Raw genomic sequence first — 18,338 nt, forward strand, 5'->3', positions numbered from 1 at the left:
TGGGTCTTCCGCTCCTTAATGCAACGTGCCGCCAGCGGAAGCCGGACGGGGATCGACTTTGGCCACCTGAGAAGCCTCCGGAATGAGATAGCCCGTGACAGAACGCTTACGCTTCAGGTACTTCGCTGCGACGGCCTGAACGTCTTCGCGCTTGACCTCTTTCAGGCGATCGGCGCGGGCTTCGACATCGTCCACCGTGCGGCCGGTGGCAAGGCTCCAGCCGTAAGTATGCGCGAGGCTCTGCTGGCTGTCGGATGAGTAGACGAGGTTGGCGATTTCGCTTGTCTTGGCACGCGCCAGCTCTTCGTCGGTGACGCCATTGCGGATAACGTCATCGATCACGCCATCGATCGACGCCTCTATATCTTCGAGCTTGTTGTCGCCCGCAGCCACCGCGTAGAAGCCGAAGCGCCCATTGTCGAGCGCTAGCCCGCTGTACCAGGCGCTCGCCGCGGAGGCTTTTTTCTCTTCGCGCACGAGCTTGTTGTACAAGCGGCTCGTGTTGCTCGCGCCGACGATACGAGCGAGCAACTGCAACGCCTCGGCTTCGCGGCCGGTGGCGGTGCTGAAGCTCGGCGCGGTGTAATAACGCTCAAGCGACGCCTTGCCGACGCGGCCGTCGCGCAGAAGCACGCGTTTTTCGGCAACCGGTTCCGGCTCGACCGGGCGCTTGCGCGTCGCACCGACAGCGGAATTCGCCGGGATCTTGCCATAGGTTTCCTTGGCGAGTTCCACCACCTGCTCCGGCTCCACATCGCCCGTCACAACGAGGATCGCGTTATTCGGCGCATAAAACTTCTTGTAATGAGCGATCGCGTCCTCGCGGGTCAGGCCCTTCATCTCGGTTTCCCAGCCGATGACCGGCGTATGATAGGGATGCGCCGTGTAGAGCGAGGCCATCATCTGCTCTTGCAGAAGCGACGAAGGGTCGTTGTCGACGCGGCTCCGGCGCTCTTCGAGAATGACCTTGCGCTCGGTGAGCACATCGTTCTCGGCGAGCTTGAGGTTCGCCATGCGGTCGGCTTCCATCTCCATCACCCTCGGAAGCTTGTCCTTGGCGACGCGCTGGAAATAGGCCGTGATGTCCTGTGCGGTGAAAGCGTTGTCCTGCCCGCCGAGGCGCGCAACGATTTTCGAGTATTCGCCGGCGGGGATCTTGTCGGTGCCCTTGAACATGAGATGTTCGAGGAAATGCGCGATGCCCGACTTGCCGAGCGGTTCGTCCGCCGCGCCGACCTTGTACCATACCATATGCGTGACGACTGGCGCGCGGCGATCCGGGATAACCACGATTTCGAGGCCGTTATCCAGCGTGCCGTGATAGGCGAGTCGCGAGGGAGACGATGTTTGCGCTGCGGCGACGGTATCGAGGGGAGAAAGCGCTAAAGCCATGAGCAGGACACCAAGAAGTTTGATTTTGGTCAGTGTGCCCGATCCAGATGGGGTTGAACAGGGGCGCGTTCCATATGATGGAGCTTGAAACATCGGCAATCCGGCATCCTTCTGCAAAGAGTCGCTGGAGATATAGCTCTTTCCGGCGATGGCGCCAGTAGTGGTGCGGCGATTTCATGACGTCACGAGATGAAAGTGCTGCCGCAATCTAGAAACAAGATCGCCCGCTGACATATTACATTTTTGTCATGTGTCCTGTTTGCGTGGAGCGGGCGCCCTACACATCGCCCGGCCGCGCAAGAATTTCGCGCGGGCCACGCCAATACATCAAGATCGCCGGCGCGGGCACGCAATCGTGATCCCGCAGGCGTGATTTCCCGGCCCGGTTGTCACCGCTGTAGCAGGCCGGGCTTTCGCGGACATGTCTGCGAACTCGGCGTGCACGAGGTTTTGGTCCGGCAGTTCATATGCCGCGTGCGAACGCAAGCGTAGACGGTACCATTGATGCACTGAGAAAAACGAACGGTTTTCGGAAGGCAAAAGCCGACACGAACAAGCTTATCGTCACTATCGTTAGGCGGCGCCTCCACTAGCAGGAGCGATGCCAGCGGTATGACTGCCAATTTTAGCATGGATCTGGTCCTCTGATTTGCAGTGTACTTTTTATCGCAATTATCAGGTAACGCTCATTACTCTATTCAATGACCAAGCGTCATGGCGGTAATCTTCAGTTAAGCCATGCACGCCTAGCCTGCCTTAACACGTTCCAACAATGAAGAGGCAATGTCCATGAAGACGTTAGCGCTTGCGGTCGCGGCTGTGTTCCTTCTGACCACAGCGGCTTCATTCAATGCCGATGCGGCGAGCAGAAATCAGAGCCAGCATAGCCAGTCTGGCAAGAGCCACCTGAACAAGGCAAAGAACAAGGCCGGTCAGCTCGGCAAGTCGAGCGATCGACGCGCCAAAGCCCGCACCAGCGGTCAGCGCAGCGGGCAATATGGCGGGCGCGGCTGATCCGATCCATGAGACTGAGCTTCGGCGGCCTCCCAGCCGAAGCTCACCCGAACTCACCAACGCGGGCATGTTCATGAAAATCATCGTCTTTGCGGCAATTCCCCTCTTTACGGCCCTGGCAATTCCCGGCTCGGTCACGGCTCAAACGGGACAAGGGATCGACAATGCTCAGGCCTCGCGGCAGCTTTCACGCGCCCTGCAGAACCGGGCCAATCCGGTCAGAGATCGCTCGCAGGCCGCTAAACGGGCGACGCAGAAGCGCCAGCAGGCTCGCCTCAAGGCTCGCGCGCAGCAAATGAAACGGGAGCCGGCCAGCGGCGCACGGTATTAGGATTTCTTTTTGAAGGTGTCGGCTTATGGGCCGGCGCCTTTCATTTTCCCTTTCGGACGACCGGTGCCCTGCCGGTCTTCGTCGCCTTCGAGACGACGTCGAAAATGAAACCGAGCGCATCCTCGATGTCCCGGTCGAAATCCGTCGGATACATTTCGGCGAGCGTGCGCGCCAAGGCCCATTTCATCGCAGCGAAGTGCTCGGGCTGAACGCCTGCGCAGGCGTGACGCAACCCGAGATATTCAATCTCCGGCAGCGAGGCGCGGCCCGCTTCGGGGTCGACCGGCCATAGCTGACTCGACCGCGTCAACGCGATTGTGCTGCGCAACATGGAGGCGAACTGCAACTGCTGCGCCGCGAAGTCGCCCTTGAATAAAGAAGCCGCTTCCGGCACCGCCTCAAAAAAGCGATCGTACATCCGCGCAACGATTTCAGGCAAATCACCTTCAACGTTCGAGAAAAAATCTCGTAAAGCAGCTAGCTGGTTCGGCCCTATCAACGAAAACTCCACATACGGCTCGCGGCTTTTCAAAGCGGCGCAAGAATATGGGAAACACCGCTACCATGCAATTTGCTCATGAACTCATGATTGGCCTGGAAATAGGACTGAACGCAAGCCCTCAGCCTTGCGCCAACCTCGCGACCGCCTCCCGCCTGCCTATGAGAGGCAGAAAATCCTTGAGTTCCGGTCCCCGTTCCAGTCCCGTCAGCGCGAGGCGCAAGGGATGAAACAGAGCGCGGCCCTTTGCGCCGGTCTCCTGTTTCACGGCGTCGGTCCAGCTCTTCCACGTGGTATGATCCCACGGCTCCGGCGGCAACAGCGCCAGCGCCTTCCCGACGAGCGCGGCATCCTCGATCACAGGGGTGATCGGCCCCCTTGCGACGCGCCACCACAGATCGACATCGGCGAACACTTCGAGGTTCGCGCGCACGGCCAGCCAGAAGGCCTCGCCGCCATCGATACCGCGCGCCGCCAGCCGATCCGCCACCGCCTCAAAGGGTGTCGTATGCAGAAGCTTCGCGTTCAGCCCTGCGAGTTCGGCGGGGTCGAAGCGGGCGGGGGCGCGTGAAATCTTGCCGAAGTCGAACAGCTTCGCCAGCGTGTCGAGGCCGTCATGCGGCTGCAACGCCTCCGACGTGCCGATGAGCGCGGCATGCGTCATCACCGCGAGCGGCTCGAACCCGTCCTCGCGCAGCCCCGCGATGGACAGCGAGCCGATGCGCTTCGACAGCGCTTCGCCCTGCGCGCCGATGAGCAGATTGTTATGCGCGAAACGCGGCACGGGCGCGCCCAGCGCCTCGAAAAGCTGGATTTGCACCGCTGTGTTGGTGACGTGGTCCTCGCCGCGAATGATGTGCGTGACGCTGGTGTCGGCGTCGTCGGCCACGCTTGTAAAGGTGTAAAGCGGCGTGCCGTCCTCGCGGATCAGTACGGGATCGGAGATGGTGCCCGCGTCGATTTCCTGCGGCCCGCGAATGAGGTCGTTCCACGCGGTCGGCCGCTGGTCGAGCTTGAAGCGCCAGTGCGGCTTGCGTCCGGCGGCCTCAAGGTCAGCGCGCTCGGCGTCGGTCAGGGCCAGCGCCGCGCGGTCGTAAACCGGCGGCTTGCCGCGCGCCATCTGCAGCTTGCGCCGCCGCTCAAGCTCCGCCGCCGTCTCGTAGGCCGGATAGAGCCGTCCCGCCTGTTTCAGCTTTTCCGCCGTCTCGGCATAGAAGGCAAAGCGCTCCGACTGGCGAAATTCCTCGTCCCACGAAAGCCCGAGCCAGCGCAGATCCTCGCGGATGCCGTCGACATATTCCTCTTTCGAGCGTTCGAGGTCGGTGTCGTCGAAGCGCAGCACAAACACGCCGCCCTCGCGCCGCGCGAACAGCCAGTTGAACACGGCGGAGCGGATGTTGCCGATGTGAAGCCGGCCCGTGGGGCTCGGCGCGAAGCGGACTTTGACGGCGTTGGTCATGGATGCTCGGCTTTTGGCTGCGCGGTTGGCCTAGCGTTGTAGCGATTTGGCGGGGGGAGGTGGACGCTCACGGTCTTAGGCTTGTACCACTGAATGAGCTTATAGCTTACGCCTTTTGCGTCTGCTCGTGTAGTAATCGAAGTGCTCGATCAGTCACGAAGCGCCAGCGCGACCGTGTTATGCCGACGCTGCGCGCTTGGCCGTCCTTTCCTTGCGGGCCTTTTTTGAAGCAGGAACGAAAGAGATGGCGAGACGGCTCCCCGTGGCGGCAGCAAAGCGCTTCAAAGTCCGCGTGGACGGAAGGCTGCGGCCGCTTTCAAGCCGGGCAATGACGGTCCGCGAGGTGTCCATGCGGCTCGCAAGCTCATCCTGGGTCAGTCCCGCGCGGGCGCGAGCCTCGATCATCTCGCGGGCGAGCGCGAACTCTGTTTCGAGTTCGGCATACGCCTCCGCGTATTCGGGCTCATCCATCCACCGTTCGTGCAAATCTGTCACGCGAGTCATATCACGTCCTTCGCCCTTTTCAGGGCTAACTCGATCTCCTGGCGAGGCGTTTTCTGTGTCTTTTTCACAAACACACGCACCACCACCACTCTTTTACCCCTCGCCGTTACATAAAGCGCCCGCGCAATTCCGTCGGCGCCTTTCATGCGGATTTCCCAAAGCGCCCCATCGATGTGATCGACGTGCGGGTGGCCAACCTTCTCCAAGCCTAGCGCTTCAATCATGCCGGCGATGCGGACAAAGCGCGCCCTCATGTCGGCAGGCAAAGCCTCAAGCTCAGCGTCGACGGCGGCGTTCAGCGTCTCAACGGTCCAGTATGTCATATGTAGCAAATTTGCTACCTTGAGACAATAGACTTCGCAAGCGAAAACGTAGCTTTAGGATGCATTGCAAGCTCACGGGGAATGCGGCATCGCTGACCGCAGCCGGCGTCCGCGCCAACGGCTTTTCCACCTAACTTGAGGCGTCACTCCGATTTCACTTTCCTCCCCCTCACCCCACCGTCTCGCGGAAGCGATTGACGATGGGATAGCGGCGGTCGCGCCCGAAATTCCTCTCGGTGATCTTCACGCCGGGTGCCGCCTGCCGCCGCTTATACTCCGAAAGATAGAGCAGGCGCTCCACCTTCTTCACCGTCTCCGGCGCATGCCCGCGCGCCACGATGGCGGCCAGCGGCTCCTCGCGGTCCACGAGGCTTTCGAGGATGTCGTCCAGCACGTCGTAAGGCGGCAGCGAATCTTGATCGGTCTGGTTCTCGCGAAGCTCGGCGGTCGGCGCCTTGGTGATGATGTTGTCCGGGATCACGACGCCGCCCGGCCCGAGGCAGCCCTTCGGCACATGCTCGTTGCGGAAGCGCGACAGCGCGAAAACCTCCGTCTTGTAAAGATCCTTGATCGGGTTGAAGCCGCCGTTCATGTCGCCGTAGAGCGTGGCGTAGCCAGCCGACACCTCCGACTTGTTGCCCGTGGTCACGACCATGCCGCCGAACTTGTTCGACACGGCCATCAGCGTCGTGCCGCGAATGCGCGATTGCAGGTTTTCTTCGGCGAGCCCCGGTTCGGCGCCCTTGAACAGCGGCGCGAGCATGCCGCTGAACGCCTCGACCGCCGGATGGATCGGCACGATATCGTAGCGCACGCCGAGCGCTTCCGCGCAAGCGGCCGCGTCGTCGAGCGAGGCGTTCGACGTGTAGCGGTACGGCAGCATGATGCAGTGGACCCGCGAGGCATCGAGCGCGTCCGTCGCTATCGCGGCGCAGATCGCACTATCGATGCCGCCCGAGAGCCCGAGGACGACGCCAGGGAAGCGGTTCTTTTCCACATAATCGCGAAGCCCTGTCACGCAGGCGAGATAGGCGGCTTCACGCCCTTCCTCGACGCGCGCATTTGGGCCGTCGACGCAGGCCCAGCCACCTGCGTCCCGTCGCCATTCGGTGATCGCAAGCGCAGTTTCCCATGCGGGAAGCTGCGCCGCGAGCGCGCCGTCGCGATTGAGCGCGAAGGACGCGCCGTCGAACACAAGCTCGTCCTGCCCGCCCACCTGATTGACATAAAGAAGCGGCAGGCCCGTTTCGGCCACGCGTGCGCGGGCGACGTCGAGCCGTTGGGCGCGCTTTTTCACCGTGAAGGGCGATCCGTTCGGCGAAATCAGAAGCTCCGCGCCGCGCGCCGCGAGCGAACCGGCAATCGCGGGCGTCCAGATGTCCTCGCAGATCGGCAGGCCGAGACGAAGCCCGGCGAAATCCACCGGCTCGGGCAGGGGCCCCGGCGCGAACACGCGCTTCTCGTCGAACACGCTGTAATTCGGCAGATCGACCTTATAGCGCACAGCTTCGATGCGCCCGCCGGCGAGCAGTGCAACGGCGTTGTAGACCTTGCCGTCCTCCCCCCATGGCGTGCCGACGAGCAGCGCCGGGCCGCCATCCGCCGTCTCCGCCGCCAGCGCGCGCACCGCATCCATGCAGGCCGCTACGAAGGCGGGCTTCAAAATCAGATCCTCGGGGGGATAACCCGCAAGAAAAAGTTCGGGAAAGACGACCAGATCGGCGCCGGGCGCGCTCGCTTGCCCGCGAGATTCAAGGGCGAGCGCCACGTTTCCGGCGAGGTCGCCCACAACGGGGTTGAGCTGAGCGCAGGCGATGCGCAAGGATACAGTCATGGCGCGAAGGTCTCCGTTCCCCGCCGACGAGGACGGCGAGATGGTGTGCAGGGTGCACCACAAATTACGTCACGTTGCACGATTTTACGTCGAATTACGGCAGACTTGCACACGAATTCAAGACCCGAGTGCGGTCCGGGGCCTCGGTCTGGCAGAACGCCCGTCGCCAAGAAGGAGAGGCCCTTCAGCAGGCGACCACAGGATTTCGCCAATCGGCGCCGTCGAGCGGTTGCCTAAACAGGCGCGATTTGTTATTTGCACTGGGAGTGTGCGCTCGTACGCAGAGTGTGGCGCCGTGCCGGCTTAGCACAGTGGTAGTGCAGCGGTTTTGTAAACCGAAGGTCGGGGGTTCAAATCCCTCAGCCGGCACCACAACGTTGCGTTGCAATATGAGGCTTCCAGCAGCCTTAGCTGAACTCGCACGAGGCGAATCATGTCGCTTGGCATTCAAGCTTAGTCCCAGCCCGAGACGGAAGACCTTCACCAAGTCTCAACCACTTCGACACGTCTTCGCGTTGTCAGACGCCTCGCGCAAGGCTGAAAAGCGCCTTTCTCTCCTGCGGGATCGCCTTGCCGTCCGTCGCCGAGAGCGCTGCAGCGCCGAGCCGCCGATGAAGCGGCACGAACGCTGTTGAGCAGGTCAGGAAGAGACGTCATGGCCTCACCGTCAGACCCACTGAAATCCCTGCATCAGAAATCGATCTTCGTGCTGACCAGGAAGGTGCGTCCGGTTTCATAGAGAGGCTGCACAACGCCGGTGCCATACTCAAGACCGTAGGTTCCGCGCGCGGAATAAGTCGCATCGAAGATGTTCTTCACCTCGCCGCGAAGCGTCAGTGATCGCAGCGACGGCGGACGGTATTCAACGAAGGCATTGGCGACCTGATAGCCCTTGATTGTGCCGAACGTGCTATCCGTCCGTTGCGTGAGTTCGTCATAGTCGAAAACGATTTCGATATCGGCGCCGACGGTTACGTTCCATTGCGCGATGGTATGCGCCGCTTCGAATGCCAGCACGTCGCCGATCGGGGCCGTGAGGTAGTTTCCAAGATAGGTGTCGGCTTTCTTGCCGTCGATCTCCGCGTCAGTGCGCACAAATCGCACGCGCGCGAAGCCGTCGCCCCAATCATAGGCGGCGCTGAGGTTGAAGCCGCGGGTTTGCACGTCGAAGGCGCGCAAAGGCTCCTTGTAAAGGGGCACGCGCGCATTATCGATTTCGGTCTGGAACACGCCCGCTTCGAACCGCAGGGCCCCGTATGGGATGACGAAGCCAGCGGTGTAGTTGTCAGACGTTACCGACTTCGGTCCGGTGCCGTAACTCCAGGCTGAGTTCTGGACATAATTCTCCGCAAGCGGAACACCCGCCCAGACATGGGAATACCCGGCCTTGACGGAAAGAAAGCTCGCCAGTTCGTATTCGCCTGAAACATTGGAGCTAAGGCCTTGATCGCTTGATTCGAAGCCGTTGACGCCTTCGAAGCGCTGGTGGTCGCCACGCACGCCGAAAGACAGCTTCGTGCGCTCCAAAGGCGTCAGCCTTGCCTGAGCGTAGGCGCCGAAATTCCAGGCTTTTTCCGCTGTCGAAGGCGTATTGCCAATGTATTTTGCACGCTCGCGATAGAAATCCACGCCCGTTACGACATTTCCAAGCGACAAGGCAAATTTGTTTTCAAAGCGTCCGTTAATGCTATCGGTGATGCCTTCACTGGTGTAATCGTAAATGTATGTTTTTGTCACATACTGATCTATCATCACGTTCGATTTATTATAGGCCAGCACAATTTTTGGATCCCACCAGCCAACCGGCGTCTGATCAGTATAGGTGAACACTGTATTCTGCCGCTCAAGCGTGTAGGGGCGCAGGACGGGCCACTTCGACTCGTCTGCAGCCATTCGCGCGGCGTTCGCACGAAAGGGCCGGAGGGCGTCGTCTCGCACCTGCTCATGGCTGATCTCGAAGCGATGGCCGCCAGCGCTCTCATAGGCAAATTTGCCAAGGCCGCTTAGGAAGTCCGTCTTTGTGCCGAGCACTTCGTCTCCATTGCCGGCAGTGAAATTGCTTCCTTTGGCATAATTGAACGAGCCGAGGGCCTCGAAACCATTCTGGCGGCCGTAGGCAGCAAGATTGTTCGTCGCGGTGTTGCTGTTGAAATTGTAGGTCGTCTTCAGAAAGCCGCCGACGCCATCCTGGGACAACAGATCCGCGACGTCCTTGGTCTCGTAAGCGATCGCGCCGCCGAGTGCGCCCGGGCCCGCATCGGCGGGAGCCACGCCCGCATCGACGCGCACGGCCTTGAGAAGGCTCGGATCGATCACCGTCGTCGCGTTGTGATGGAAAACCTTGTTATTTTGGCGCGCGCCGTCAATTGAGACTGCCAGATTGGTTTCCTCGATGCCCTGCACATACACCTTCTGAGAGGTGGGCAAGGACGAACCGACCGTGACGCGCGGCTCTCCTCTGAAAACGCCCCTGACGTCGGTGGCGTTGTGACGTTCGAGATCCGCGCTCGTGATGTTGACCTCGCTGACGCCGTCTCGCCCGATACCTTCCCCCGCGCCTCTGACGTCGATCGTATCGAGAGCTATGCCCCCTGCGATACCGCCAGCGCCTACGCCCGCATCTCCGCCCTGCGTCTCGATCGCGACCGTTCGTGAGCCCGTGAAGCGATAGGTCAGGTCCGAACCTGCAAGGATCGCCCCGAGCGCCGCTTCCGCCGAATACCGTCCCTTGACGGGCTTTGCGGATCCACCGATCGCGCCGGTTCCCGCACGAACCACCTGAATTCCGGTCGCCGCCGTGAAGTCGGCCAGCGCGGAAAGACGCTGTTTGGCTGGAATATTGAAATCGTAGGTTGCGTTCGTCTGAGCCCATGCCTCAGACATATTGGAGAAGACGAACGATAACGCGCACATAGACACACCGCAGCTCAGCGCTGCGATTCTTACGTAGTTCTGCATTAGTAGTGCCCCACACCCATACTCGGGGCACGCGTTCAGCGGCCCCACCCATGTGTTCAACGGGCAGGAGGGGCAAACCCCGCAAAAAAAGTGAGACTCACCGATAGATCAGGGTCGCGAAGCCGGGCACAGACAAGATTCGGACTTTGAGCACGCTTTGCAGCGCCTCCAAGACAGTACCCGGATCGTCGGCGCGAAAGGTGCCGGAGAGCGTGAGGCGCTTCAGGTCCGGATTGGCGAACAGGACGCGGCCGGGCGTCATTTTACCAAGTTCTTCAACGACGCGGGAAAGGGGAGCCCGGTCAAGAATGATCAACCCACGACGCCAGGCGAGAGCCTGGTCGGGATCGACGGCAACGGGCGAGCCCAAGCTGTCATTCTGCAGCGCAACGCTCTGCCGCGCTTTCAGCCGCACCGGGCTGCGTGAGAGGTGTGCATCGGACACGGCGACCTCGCCACGCTCCACGGTGACGGCACCGGCCTCGCGATCGACCCCGAAGGCTGTGCCGAGCACCTGGGAATCGACGCGCCCTGCATGCACGATGAAAGGACGCGTTTTGTCCGGTACGACGTCGAACCAGACCCGGCCACGCAGCAGGGTAATCTCGCGAAGTTCCTTCCCCATACGACTGTCAAGGGCTGTATCGCCGTCAAGAAAGGCCGTCGTGCCGTCGACCAAGCGCACTTCACGCCGTTCGCCGGGCCACGTCGCGATATCGGCGAAAGCTCGGTCGAGAAGGCCCGCATCTCGCCATATGGCAACGCCACCCGAGAGCAGCACCATGACTGTCGCGGCTGCGGCGTATCTAAATCCTCGAAGCAGTCCCGTGCGCCGTTGCCTTTCAGAGCGGTCGGGGGCGCGATGCCAGCCGGTAGCCGCAAGCTGCGCCGCCGGGCGGTCGAGCGCGCCCCACAGTTCGGAGACATCGCGCATCGCCTCATGATGGGCGGGATCGGCCGCAAGCCAGGTCTGATATGAGCGCCGCGTCGCTTCGGAGGCGAGGGGGTTGTTGAGGCGGACGAACCATTCGGTTGCCTCGCGCGAAGCCCGCTCGCGGTCCTCGCTGTCGTCGGTTGCGGATTCCATCGCAAAGCGTTCTCTCGCAAATCGTCAGTTCTTAAAGCGTGTTTAGACTTATATTAAGGCCTGAGCAGATTGAACCCCAGCGCTCTGGCCGTCGATTTCAGATGGAGAGAGTGCACGTTTTCCGGGACGCTCGCTCGCAGCGGACAACGCCAAGCCGCAGAAACATGGCCAATGAGAGCGGGGGGCGCTTGTGCTCTCAACTTCACAAAAACGCCAGCTTTGCCTCAAGCTTTCTCGCGCCGTCGCTTCCAGTCGCGGCAGAATTCGAGGGCGGAGATCATTTCCTTCTCGACGGTAGAGACCGAAATGCCCAAGGTGCGTGCAATCTGGGGATGGGTCATGCCGTCGATCTTGCTCAGAAGCAGGATGCGCTGGGTACGACGCGGCAGCGTTTCCAGCGCGCGCATCAGCGCGTCGAATTCCATCCGGCTCGCAGCCGCATCCTCCGGACAAACCTCACCGGCTTGCACCTGCTCGGTCGACACGCTCTTGGCGTAGGCGGCACGCACCTGCTCGGCCCGCACGGCATCAAGCGCAAGATTGCGCGCCGTTGTAACCACCAGACCGACATCACGTTCCCTTACATCGCGGTTCATGAGCTTGAGAAAGGTGTCGTGAACAACATCCTCCGCCGTGTGCGCATTGCCCGTGATCCGCCGGATCAGCCGATGAAGCCGACCTTGCTCGGTACCAAAAATGTTGAGCAGTTGCGTAGCAGACGACATAGCCCCCTCATCGTCAACCAGCAGCCTGCTCGTGACAAAGACCACGAGCTAAGGGCTGCCGCGCCCTAAAGTTATAGTAGTTCTAAACTGGTATTGCATGCCCATTTGATTAACCGCATTATTCCTGGACATGTCAACGCATCCTTGGCGATTGTTTATTCCGATAAGCTGCGCGTCTGACGCGTTTGCAACACCGATACGCAGGAAACGACTTTGAACATTTGATAGCGGCGGTACTTATCGTATACGGGCATCGGTTCAAACCAATTGAAACGCAACGACGTCGAATCAGAACTCGGTCATTGTATAATTATTCTAACTCTTTTTTGCAATTTGGCGCCCCGGCGCCTTGATTTTTACATGAGGACTTTCTGCAAAGGAGCTGGCCGCTGCGAGGCTGGAAGCCGGCAAGCACTACGTTGGCCGGGTCAAGCTTCGGCGTGCTGGCTTCATCGATCATCGCGCTTCGTCATCGCGAGGCGTTTGCTCAAGAGCCATGGCCCGCAGCAGATCAACCGATCAGGCTCCATCAGCTCGGCGCCGGTCTCGCGACTCTCACCGTGACCGGCGGCATCGTCGCCCCTCGCCGATTGCGCGTGCTGGTCGCCGCATCCGGCTTCACTCGCTCGACTTCGGTCCCTGAGACGGTGCAAGATTGTTGAGCGAGCCGACCATCAGGTCCCGCGCCCGCACGGGGCTTGCCGTTCCGCCGGAGCGCGGCAAGACCAGCATGCCTCAGGTTCCGCGCGCGCGCGGCCATCACGTCGCGGGCGTATGCCCCGGCAGACCGTCGACCGGCGCTTGCACGGCGGCGGTGCCGGAAACGGCGGGGGCCTCCCGCGACGCAGGGCGCACATTCGCCTCGCGCGGCTCCATCGCCCGCACCGTCGCCTTGCGTTCGAGCTTTCCCCAGCCGACCACGCGGCCCTGAAGCGCCCTTACCACGGACTTCGCCACCACGTAATACATCACTTGCCGGTAGCCGAAGCGCTGGAGCACGAGCCACCAGAGGAGCGAGCGGTCCTCCCGCTTTTCCAGCACGAACGCGATCAGCGCGGCCGACAGGTCCACGGTCATGAACACGGCATAATAGGTCAGCGTGATCATGAAGTTTTCCGGATTGAACTGCGAGCCATGCTGCAGGTAGTCGACTCCGGTGCGCACGATCTGCACGAGGAGCAGCAGGTCAACCAGGGGCGATATCAGCGCGAGCACGATCTGGAACAGCCACACCTGCGGCAGCGCGACCATGCCCAGCGCGCCGTAGCGCGGATTGAGGTTGGCGGCGCGATGTTTCCAGAGGCATTGCAGCGTGCCGAACGCCCAGCGGAAGCGCTGCTTCGCTAGGCCGCCCATCGTATCGGGCGCTTCGGTCCACGCCAGCGCATCGGCATCGAACAGCACCTTGTAGCCCGCGCGCTGTACGGAGATGGTCAAGTCCTGATCCTCGGCGAGCGTATTCGACGGGAAGCCGCCGAGCCCCGTGATGGCCTCGCGGCGCCATGCGCCGACCGCGCCCGGCACCACCGTAATGCAGTCGAGCGTCGCGAGCGCGCGCCGTTCGAGATTTTGCGCCGTGATGTATTCGAGCGCCTGCCAGCGGGTCAGCACGTTGATCCGGTTGCCGACCTTCGCATTGCCCGCGACTGCGCCGACCTTCGGATCGGCGAACCAGCGCACCAGCCGCGAGATGGTCAGCGGCTCGAACTGCGTGTCGGCGTCGAGCACGACGACAATATCGCCCGTCGCCTGCGCCAGCGCGAGGTTGATGGCGTGAGCCTTGCCGCCGTTCGAAGTCTGAATGAGGCTCACGCGCGGATCGTCCGCGAACTCGCCGCGCACGACGTCGGCCGTGTTATCTGTGGAACCGTCGTCCACGACGATCACGTCGAGCTTCCGGTGAGAAGAGGCGAGGATCTGCCGGATCGACGCGGCAATCACCTTCGCCTCGTTGAAAGCGGGGATCAGCACCGACACGGAAAGATCGTCCACATAAGCAGGATCGGCGCGCCGCTTCCGGCGCCGGTTGCCGTAAGCCGCCAGCCCGCACAGCACGACGAGCCGGCCGAGGCCGAGCGCAATTGCCGCGATGAACAGCGTCGTCAGCGCGTTCTGAAACAGGTTCAGCGTGTAGAACATGTAGCGGTTGAAGACGGACGCGGCCTCGTCCGCGGGCACCGGCGGCATGGCGCGGTCTCTGGACCAGCCAGCCATTTCCGAGACCGTCGCGAACTCGAAGCCGCGCGCGCGAAGCTCGTCGATGATCCTCGGGAGGGCCTCCACGGTCGTCGTGCGGTCTCCGCCCGAATCATGCAGAAGCACGATCTGCCCGCGCTTTTCGAGGTCGGGGTCGGTCGACTGCGCAACGATGCGCTGCACGATCTCGTCGGCCGTGGGCTTCATCCAGTCGTCGGGGTCCACCTTGAGCCCCACAGTGACGTAACCGAGACGCTCGGCGACTTCGAGCGGGCCGATTTCCTGCGCGGTCGAAGGTTCGGCGTCGCCGAAATAGGGGGGCCGGAACAGCCGCGTCGATCGGCCCGTCAGCGCCTCGATCAGCCGCTGCGTGGCGTTGATCTCGATGGCGGCGACACTGTCGGAGACTTCGCCGATATTCGGATGCGTGAAGGTGTGGTTGCCGAGATCGTGGCCTTCCGCCAGCACCCGCTGCACGAGCTTCGGATTGGCCGCGCCATTTTCGCCGATGATGAAGAACGTGGCGTGCACATTCTTCTCTTTCAGGATTTCCAGAATCTTCGGCGTCCATTCGGGACTAGGCCCGTCGTCGAACGTGAGCGCGATCTTGCCGGGAGCATCGCCAAAACGCCGGATCACGAACGACGCCGGCATCGCGGTGTAGTTTTCCGCAACGATGGTCGCGTTCTGTTCGTCGGTCTTGAACGTACGCGCGCCCGCCTTCGGATCGGCGGCGACCTGAAGAAGCTCGCCCTTGCCTATGAAGTTCACATCCGCCGTGGGAACGATGGTTTCAAGGGAAGCGGGCGGGGAAGCGCCGTAGCTGCGCGGCAGAACCTGCCACAAGGAGGGGTCTTCGGACCCCAGCCGCCAGATCGCGTATCCCGCCGGACGATACTTGTCCGCCGCGCGCAGATGGTTGTAGGCCGTCACAGCATCCATGAACCAGACGCGATGCGTCTGCCCGTCTTCCATATAGGAGAAGCGCGGGTTGAGCGTGGCGGAGTCGAGATCCACCGTTGCCCTGGCATCGCGCGCGGCGAGCATGATTTCCTGGAAGGTGAGATCTTCGGCCGGGGCCTTGCTGCCCACCGTCCAGTCGTAGCCGTAATTGCCGACAGCGACGATGGTATGCGCGGGGTCGAGGTCGCGCATGCGAAGGGCGAGACGAGTCGAGAACCATGACTGTGACGCGATCGGGCCGGGTTCGCCCTCCGCCCAATGCTCGTCATAGCCCATGAGCATCACGTAGTCGCTGACCTTGGCATAAGCCTTGTAGTTCCATCGCGGATCGTCGAAGGGAGCCGCGATGGAAACGACGAGCCCCTTCGGCTGGAACGCGGAGCGAACTTCACCGAGAAACGCGAGATAGTCATTGTGCGCGTTGTCCGGCACCTGCTCGAAGTCGAATACGAGACCTTGCAGCTTGTGCTCCTCAAGGAACGCGAGCATGCCTTCGATGCGGGCCTTGCGCTTTTCGGGGTCGGCGAGCAATCGGCCAAGGCCGGGACCATCCCATTTCGCGCCCGATGCGTTCTGAATCATGGCCATGATCGCCATGCCGGGCTTCTCGCGGCGGATGAGATCGAGCGCCTTGTCGTCCACCTGGATCTTGAGGTCCAGGTCGGGGCCTTGAAGGAACAGCCAACTCGGCGCCACCCAGTCAAGGCTCTGCATGTTGGCGCGAAGCGACGCGAAGCTCGAGTCGTCCCAGTTCACGTAATATCCGATGGTGAGCGGCTTTTCACGCCCCTCTCCCACAACCTTCGTTGCCCTCGCCTTCGCGGCAGTGGCCGAGAAGGGATGCTGCGGATGTTTGGTCTTCTTCTTGTCTGCCTGGGCGGCATAGGCGAGGCTGCGGGCCTGCGGCAGGAGATAGGGCGCTTTCGCGACGTCGTTCAGCACGGCGAAACGTTGCTGCGTCTGCGTGGCCTCCGGAAACGAGCGAAGGACGAAAAGGCTTGAAAGAAAAATAACCCCCGCGATGCTGCTCACGATCGCGAGCGCCCATGCAATGCGCGAGACATGCCCCGCGCGCTTGTTTCGAGGGTCGAAGAAAACGGGATATTGTGCCATGAGCCTTGCGGAATTTTACCCGCCCGAACGCGGGCGTCACCGGGTGAAGGAGAAGCCAGACAATAGGCCGCTCATCCTGAACGTCACCTGTACAGAACGAGATTAATTCGCATAAGACCCGCGATGACCCGGCGGAGTCTTTTTCGTCGCGGTGTTGCCGCGACGACCTCAAATTCGTCCCATCCGGCAGATGTCACATTCGACGACCAAGGTGGCCGCGCCCGATCGCGTTTATCCTGTTGAATTTCGCCAAGGTTTCACGCAATTGCCGTAGCATTTTCCGAAAGCGCTGCTTTTTCATGACACGGGGATATTCCGGCCTCGATTGAAAGCTATGGATCGGATGTTTTATCTATCCAAATTGGTATGGGCGGTGCTTCAGCCTTCCAACCTCATTGCCCTTCTTCTCCTGCTCGGCATCGGGCTGCTCGCACTGCGAAAGCGCAGCGCCGCGCTCCGGCTGATCGTTGGCGCGACGGCTCTTTATATCGTCGCCGCCTTCTCGCCGCTCGCGAACTGGCTCCTTCATCCGCTGGAACACCACGTAAAGCCGGGCACGGAACGCGATGTAACCGGGGCAGCCGGGATCATTGTCCTCGGCGGTGGTATTTCGGGAGCGATCCCGTCCGAGGACCGAGCGATCCCGATGGGGGGAGCCATCGAGCGGGTGACGGAAACCTTGCGCCTCGCGGTGCGCCATCCCGAAATTCCCGTCATCTTCTCGGGTGGAAGCGGACTGATCCTGCGGTTGGGGGATGAGCCGAACGAAGCAGACGCCGCACGGCGATTCTTCGCGGGCTTCGGCATTGTGCCGCCGCGCCTGCAACTCGAAGACCGTTCGCGCAACACGCTCGAAAACGCCACCCTGAGCGCGGCCATGCTCCAGCCGAAGCCCGATCAGCGTTGGATCCTCGTCACGTCGGCGTTCCACATCCGCCGTGCTAAGGCACTGTTCGAGGCACAGGGCTTCAAGGTGGTGCCGTGGCCGGTGAATTATCTGACGAATGGTTCCGGCGATCTGCTGCAGCCGTTCGGGCGCGGTTCGGAAGGGCTGCGCCGCATGGACCTCGCCACGAAGGAATGGCTCGGCTTGTTCGTGTCGTGGCTGCGCGGAGACTTCTCACCGGCGCAGAACGGAGGAAACCTCGTCGAGCCCGCGCGCGTTTCAGGCTCATGACCATAAGCAACCCCGTCATTCGCGCCGGCATCGGCGGTTGGACCTATGAACCGTGGCGCGGTCTCTTTTATCCGAAGGGCCTGCCGCATGCGAGCGAGCTTCGGTTTGCGAGCCGTGCGCTCACGTCCATCGAGGTCAACGGCACGTTCTATCGCACGCAAACGCCCGCCACGTTTGCGAAGTGGCGCGACGAGACGCCGGAGGGCTTCGTGTTCTCCATCAAGGCGCCGCGCGCCGCCGTTATGAAGCGTGTGCTCGCGGAGGCGGGGCCAGCGGTCGAACGCTTCGTGGCAAGCGGGATCTCCCGGTTGGGCGGCAAGCTCGGACCGATCCTGTGGCAGTTCGCGCCGACGAAGAAATTCGACGGAGACGACATGGCGGCGTTTCTGGCGCTCCTCCCCCGTGAAGCGGGCGGCAATCCCCTGCGCCACGCGCTCGAAGCCCGCCACGAGAGCTTTCGCACACCCGCCTTCACGGATCTCGCGGCGAAGGCGGGAGCCGCCATCGTGCTTGCGGATTCCGACAACTATCCGCTGATCGATGAGCCGACCGCCAGCTTTGTCTATGCGCGGCTTATGAAGGCGCGGGCAGACGAGGAAACGGGCTATGCGCCCGCCGAGATCGCGGCCTGGCGGCAGCGTGCCGAAGGCTGGGCGGCAGGCGGCCGCGACGTGTTCGTGTATTTCATCGACGGCGCGAAGGAGCGCGCACCCGCCGCGGCTCAGGCTTTTCTCGCAGGGCTTTGACGGCGCGGTGCCGCCGC

Annotated in this window: 14 protein-coding genes and 1 tRNA gene; 5 read left to right on the forward strand and 10 right to left on the reverse strand. The window is 61.9% G+C overall.

The window, feature by feature from the left end:
• Positions 1–15: 15 nt before the first annotated feature.
• The gene (locus tag EK416_RS08445; RefSeq protein WP_245433995.1) at positions 16–1,392 is read right to left on the reverse strand and encodes a M16 family metallopeptidase; all 1,377 of its coding nucleotides are present in this window, start codon (positions 1,390–1,392) and stop codon (positions 16–18) included.
• A 789-nt stretch (positions 1,393–2,181) separates the two neighbouring features.
• On the opposite strand from EK416_RS08445, the gene EK416_RS08450 reads away from it, so the two are divergent.
• Entirely contained in the window at positions 2,182–2,406 is a 225-nt protein-coding gene (locus EK416_RS08450; RefSeq protein ID WP_127077063.1) for a hypothetical protein, read from the forward strand.
• A 73-nt stretch (positions 2,407–2,479) separates the two neighbouring features.
• Entirely contained in the window at positions 2,480–2,737 is a 258-nt protein-coding gene (locus EK416_RS08455; RefSeq protein ID WP_127077064.1) for a hypothetical protein, read from the forward strand.
• A 40-nt stretch (positions 2,738–2,777) separates the two neighbouring features.
• On the opposite strand, the gene EK416_RS08460 is transcribed toward EK416_RS08455, so the two are convergent.
• From EK416_RS08460 to EK416_RS08480, 5 genes are all read right to left on the reverse strand, one after another.
• Positions 2,778–3,269, reverse strand: a complete 492-nt coding sequence (locus EK416_RS08460; protein WP_127077065.1) for a globin domain-containing protein — start codon at positions 3,267–3,269, stop codon at positions 2,778–2,780.
• Between the two features lie 88 nt (positions 3,270–3,357).
• Complete coding sequence (gene gltX / locus EK416_RS08465) at positions 3,358–4,695, reverse strand: glutamate--tRNA ligase (RefSeq protein WP_127077066.1); 1,338 nt, start codon at positions 4,693–4,695, stop codon at positions 3,358–3,360.
• Positions 4,696–4,872: 177 nt separating this feature from the next.
• On the reverse strand, positions 4,873–5,199 hold the full coding sequence (locus EK416_RS08470; RefSeq protein ID WP_127077067.1) for a helix-turn-helix transcriptional regulator: 327 nt from the start codon (positions 5,197–5,199) through the stop codon (positions 4,873–4,875).
• Positions 5,196–5,522 carry a type II toxin-antitoxin system RelE/ParE family toxin gene (locus EK416_RS08475; RefSeq protein ID WP_127077068.1) on the reverse strand — a complete coding sequence of 109 codons (327 nt, stop codon included), beginning with the start codon at positions 5,520–5,522 and terminating at the stop codon, positions 5,196–5,198. Before EK416_RS08475 ends, EK416_RS08470 begins: the two co-directional genes overlap by 4 nt.
• A 169-nt stretch (positions 5,523–5,691) precedes the next feature.
• Complete coding sequence (locus tag EK416_RS08480; RefSeq protein WP_127077069.1) at positions 5,692–7,356, reverse strand: NAD+ synthase; 1,665 nt, start codon at positions 7,354–7,356, stop codon at positions 5,692–5,694.
• A 297-nt stretch (positions 7,357–7,653) separates the two neighbouring features.
• Between EK416_RS08480 and EK416_RS08485 the strand changes: the two genes are divergently transcribed.
• Positions 7,654–7,728 (forward strand) — tRNA-Thr (locus EK416_RS08485).
• A gap of 318 nt (positions 7,729–8,046) precedes the next feature.
• On the opposite strand, the gene EK416_RS08490 is transcribed toward EK416_RS08485, so the two are convergent.
• The 4 genes from EK416_RS08490 to EK416_RS08505 all read right to left on the reverse strand — a co-directional run bounded on the left by EK416_RS08490 (position 8,047) and on the right by EK416_RS08505 (position 16,398).
• Positions 8,047–10,239 (reverse strand): TonB-dependent receptor, encoded by a 2,193-nt coding sequence (locus tag EK416_RS08490; protein WP_245433996.1) that lies wholly within the window; start codon positions 10,237–10,239, stop codon positions 8,047–8,049.
• A 172-nt stretch (positions 10,240–10,411) separates the two neighbouring features.
• A complete protein-coding gene (locus EK416_RS08495) occupies positions 10,412–11,401 on the reverse strand; it encodes a FecR family protein (RefSeq protein ID WP_127077071.1) in 990 nt (329 codons plus the stop codon).
• A gap of 224 nt (positions 11,402–11,625) precedes the next feature.
• Positions 11,626–12,126 (reverse strand): RNA polymerase sigma factor, encoded by a 501-nt coding sequence (locus EK416_RS08500; protein WP_127077072.1) that lies wholly within the window; start codon positions 12,124–12,126, stop codon positions 11,626–11,628.
• A 759-nt stretch (positions 12,127–12,885) separates the two neighbouring features.
• Positions 12,886–16,398: a trifunctional glycoside hydrolase family 18/polysaccharide deacetylase/glycosyltransferase family 2 protein gene (locus EK416_RS08505; protein WP_127077073.1), complete on the reverse strand. Its 3,513-nt coding sequence runs from the start codon at positions 16,396–16,398 to the stop codon at positions 12,886–12,888.
• Positions 16,399–16,741: 343 nt separating this feature from the next.
• Here EK416_RS08505 and EK416_RS08510 point away from each other — a divergent pair, with 343 nt between their 5' ends.
• Together EK416_RS08510 and EK416_RS08515 are read left to right on the forward strand one after the other, a co-directional pair.
• On the forward strand, positions 16,742–17,575 hold the full coding sequence (locus EK416_RS08510; RefSeq protein WP_164729927.1) for a YdcF family protein: 834 nt from the start codon (positions 16,742–16,744) through the stop codon (positions 17,573–17,575).
• Positions 17,572–18,321, forward strand: coding sequence for a DUF72 domain-containing protein (locus EK416_RS08515; protein ID WP_127077075.1), 750 nt, complete (start codon positions 17,572–17,574; stop codon positions 18,319–18,321). Before EK416_RS08510 ends, EK416_RS08515 begins: the two co-directional genes overlap by 4 nt.
• Positions 18,322–18,338 lie beyond the last annotated feature (17 nt).

Source organism: Rhodomicrobium lacus (genome assembly GCF_003992725.1).
GTDB classification, from domain to species: domain Bacteria; phylum Pseudomonadota; class Alphaproteobacteria; order Rhizobiales; family Rhodomicrobiaceae; genus Rhodomicrobium; species Rhodomicrobium lacus.